Raw genomic sequence first — 3,150 nt, forward strand, 5'->3', positions numbered from 1 at the left:
GAAGCTCGCCCATACCCTTGATGATCGTCTGGCCCGATTCATGGTCGGTCGACACGCGGAACGAGGGATCCTCGGCAGCCAGGCGGTTGAGCGCGATGCCCATGCGTTCCTGGTCGGCCTTGGTCTTCGGTTCCACCGACAACTCGATGACCGGCTCGGGGAATTCCATCCGCTCGAGGATGATCGGCGCGTTGGTGGCGCAGAGCGTGTCCCCGGTGGTGGTTTCCTTGAGGCCGGCGAGCGCGACGATGTCGCCCGCATAGGCTTCTTCGATGTCTTCGCGGCTGTTCGCATGCATCAGCAGCATGCGGCCGACCTTTTCCTTCTTGTCCTTCACCGAGTTCAGGTAGGTGCCCTTGTTGAGCGTACCCGAATAGATGCGGGCGAAGGTGAGCGAACCGACGAACGGATCGTTCATGATCTTGAACGCCAGCAGCGACAGCGGCGCATCGTCGGCCGGCGGACGCGAATCGGGGGTCTCGCCGTCGAGCTTCAGGCCCTGGACGTCGGGAATGTCGAGCGGGCTCGGCAGATAGTCGACGACGGCGTCGAGCAGCGTCTGGACACCCTTGTTCTTGAATGCCGAGCCACAGAGGACCGGGACGAACGCCTGTGCCAGCGTACCCTTGCGGATCAGCTTCTTGAGGGTGGCAACGTCGGGGACGGTGCCTTCGAGATAGGCTTCCATCGCGTCGTCGTCCTGTTCGACGGCGAGTTCGACGAGCTTTTCGCGATATCCGGCGGCCTTGTCGGCGAGGTCGGCGGGGATTTCTTCATAGAAGAATTCGGCGCCGAGGCTTTCGTCCTTCCAGATGATCGCGCGCTCGTTGACGAGGTCGACGAGACCCTTGAAGTCGCCTTCGGCGCCGATGGGCAGATAGAGGACGGCGGGGGTCGCACCGAGGCGATCGATGATCGTCTGGACGCAATAATAGAAGTCGGCGCCGGTGCGGTCGAGCTTGTTGACGAAGCACATGCGCGGAACTTTATACTTGTCGGCCTGGCGCCACACGGTTTCCGACTGCGGTTCGACGCCGGCAACGCCGTCGAACGCGGTGATCGCACCGTCGAGCACGCGCAGCGAACGTTCGACTTCGATCGTGAAGTCGACGTGTCCGGGGGTGTCGATGATGTTCAGGCGATGCTCGGGACCCTGACCTTCGTCGGCTTTCCACAAGCAAGTGGTCGCCGCGGACGTGATCGTGATGCCGCGCTCCTGCTCCTGCTCCATCCAGTCCATCGTCGCGGCGCCGTCATGGACTTCGCCGATCTTGTAGGACTTGCCGGTGTAGTAGAGGATACGCTCGGTCGTCGTGGTCTTGCCGGCGTCGATGTGCGCCATGATCCCAAAGTTGCGATAATGTTCGAGCGGATGGCTGCGTGCCATGGTCTTTTCCTTGGATGTGGGAGGCGGCCCTTGGTGCTGCCTCCGATATAGGAATGATTGTTACGATTGCGAGCCGGCGAATCGGCCCGCAAGCGCTTACCAGCGGTAGTGGCTGAAGGCGCGGTTCGCTTCGGCCATGCGGTGCGTGTCTTCGCGCTTCTTCACCGCGTTGCCGCGGTTGTTCGATGCGTCGAGAAGTTCGCCCGACAGGCGCGCGGCCATCGTGGTTTCGCTGCGGTTGCGCGCGGCGGTGATCAACCAGCGGATCGCGAGCGCCTGCGCACGGTCCGGACGGACTTCGACCGGAACCTGATAGGTCGCACCGCCGACGCGGCGGCTGCGGACTTCGATGTTCGGGCGGATGTTCGCGAGCGCTTCGTGGAACACGCCGAGCGGTTCCTTCTTGGCACGGGCTTCGACCGACTCGAGGGCACCGTAAACGATGCTTTCGGCGACGGACTTCTTCCCGTCCAGCATGACGCTGTTCATGAACTTCGACAGCACCGTATCACCGAAACGGGGATCGGGCAGGATTTCGCGGCGTTCAGGACGACGACGACGAGCCATAGGTAATTCCTTTTACAACAGCATCCCGGCGCCAAGGCAGCCTGGGATGATCAAATAGCCGAAAAAGCGGTCCTTACTTCGGACGCTTCGCGCCGTACTTCGAACGGCTCTGCTTGCGGTCCTTCACGCCCTGCGTATCGAGCACGCCGCGCAGGACGTGGTAACGCACACCGGGAAGATCGCGGACACGACCGCCGCGGATCAGCACAACGCTGTGTTCCTGGAGGTTGTGGCCTTCGCCGGGGATGTAGGTGATGACTTCGCGCTGGTTGGTCAGGCGGACCTTCGCAACCTTACGGAGCGCCGAGTTCGGCTTTTTCGGGGTCGTCGTGTAGACACGGGTGCAAACGCCGCGCTTTTGCGGGTTTGCGTCCATCGCCGGGACCTTGGACTTCACCTTCTGGGGAGTCCGGCCCTTGCGGACCAGCTGGTTGATCGTGGGCATGAATGCTTCACCTTTAAATGTCCGCCCATCAAAGCGAACGGTTACTGTACTGCGGTGGATGAAGCTCCGGCTGCTAACCCGCCAAAATTGGCGAAAAACGGCCGACCTGATAACAGCAAAAGACCCCGGCGGATCATGATGATCTTCCGGAGGCTCCATCCGCGCCAGCAATGTTCAAGCGCTGTTGCAACTGAAAGAGGCAGCAAACTGCCCTTTTCGGTCGAGCGCGCCCCTAGACCCGATTCCTCCGGTGGTCAAGGGGTGGGGATCAAGGGGCAGGCAATATTGTTGCGCCGCTCCGGCCGGGCTATCGGTTGGCGATGCCCGCCGTTCGCCACGCCAGCTTTGCCCCGCATGTCGCGCCCGATGCGCGATTGCTGATATTGGGAAGCCTGCCGGGCGTCCGTTCGCTCGCCGAGCAGCAATATTATGCGCATCCGACGAACCAGTTCTGGCGACTGCTCGGCGAGGTGGTCGGCCGGCCGCTTGCGGCGCTGCCCTACAATGATCGGCTCGCCGCGTTACGCCACGCGAAAGTCGGGCTGTGGGACGTGATCCGCAGCGCGGAGCGGCAAACGAGCAACGACTCGCTGATCCGCGATGTCGAAGCGCATGATCTTGCTGCGCTGATCGCCACCCTGCCGGCCCTGCGCATGATCGCCTTCAACGGCGGCAAAGCCTCGGCGATCGGGCGAAAGCAGTTACCGTCGCTCGGAGACATCGCGGTCATCGACCTGCCGTCAAGCAGCGC

The 3,150-nt window shown here is 62.4% G+C and carries 4 protein-coding genes; 1 reads left to right on the plus strand and 3 read right to left on the minus strand.

Annotated elements, in window-relative coordinates:
* From fusA to rpsL, 3 genes are all read right to left on the minus strand, one after another.
* On the minus strand, positions 1-1,387 hold a 1,387-nt coding region (gene fusA / locus VJ811_RS04770; RefSeq protein WP_324071134.1), incomplete at its 3' end, for an elongation factor G.
* A gap of 96 nt (positions 1,388-1,483) precedes the next feature.
* Complete coding sequence (rpsG, locus tag VJ811_RS04775) at positions 1,484-1,954, minus strand: 30S ribosomal protein S7 (protein ID WP_058818022.1); 471 nt, start codon at positions 1,952-1,954, stop codon at positions 1,484-1,486.
* Positions 1,955-2,027: 73 nt separating this feature from the next.
* Positions 2,028-2,399, minus strand: coding sequence for a 30S ribosomal protein S12 (rpsL, locus tag VJ811_RS04780; RefSeq protein ID WP_037515637.1), 372 nt, complete (start codon positions 2,397-2,399; stop codon positions 2,028-2,030).
* A gap of 320 nt (positions 2,400-2,719) precedes the next feature.
* On the opposite strand from rpsL, the gene VJ811_RS04785 reads away from it, so the two are divergent.
* The coding region (locus VJ811_RS04785; protein WP_324071135.1) for a DNA-deoxyinosine glycosylase at positions 2,720-3,150 on the plus strand (431 nt) is incomplete at its 3' end.

The sequence above is a fragment of the Sphingopyxis sp. genome, assembly GCF_035250425.1.
In the GTDB taxonomy this organism is placed as follows: domain Bacteria; phylum Pseudomonadota; class Alphaproteobacteria; order Sphingomonadales; family Sphingomonadaceae; genus Sphingopyxis.

What these genes read in the sequence shown, in the direction of transcription:
- rpsL (WP_037515637.1), bottom strand. Translation starts at nt 2,399, where the DNA reads ATGCCCACGATCAACCAGCTGGTCCGCAAGGGCCGGACTCCCCAGAAG.
- rpsG (WP_058818022.1), bottom strand. Translation starts at nt 1,954, where the DNA reads ATGGCTCGTCGTCGTCGTCCTGAACGCCGCGAAATCCTGCCCGATCCC.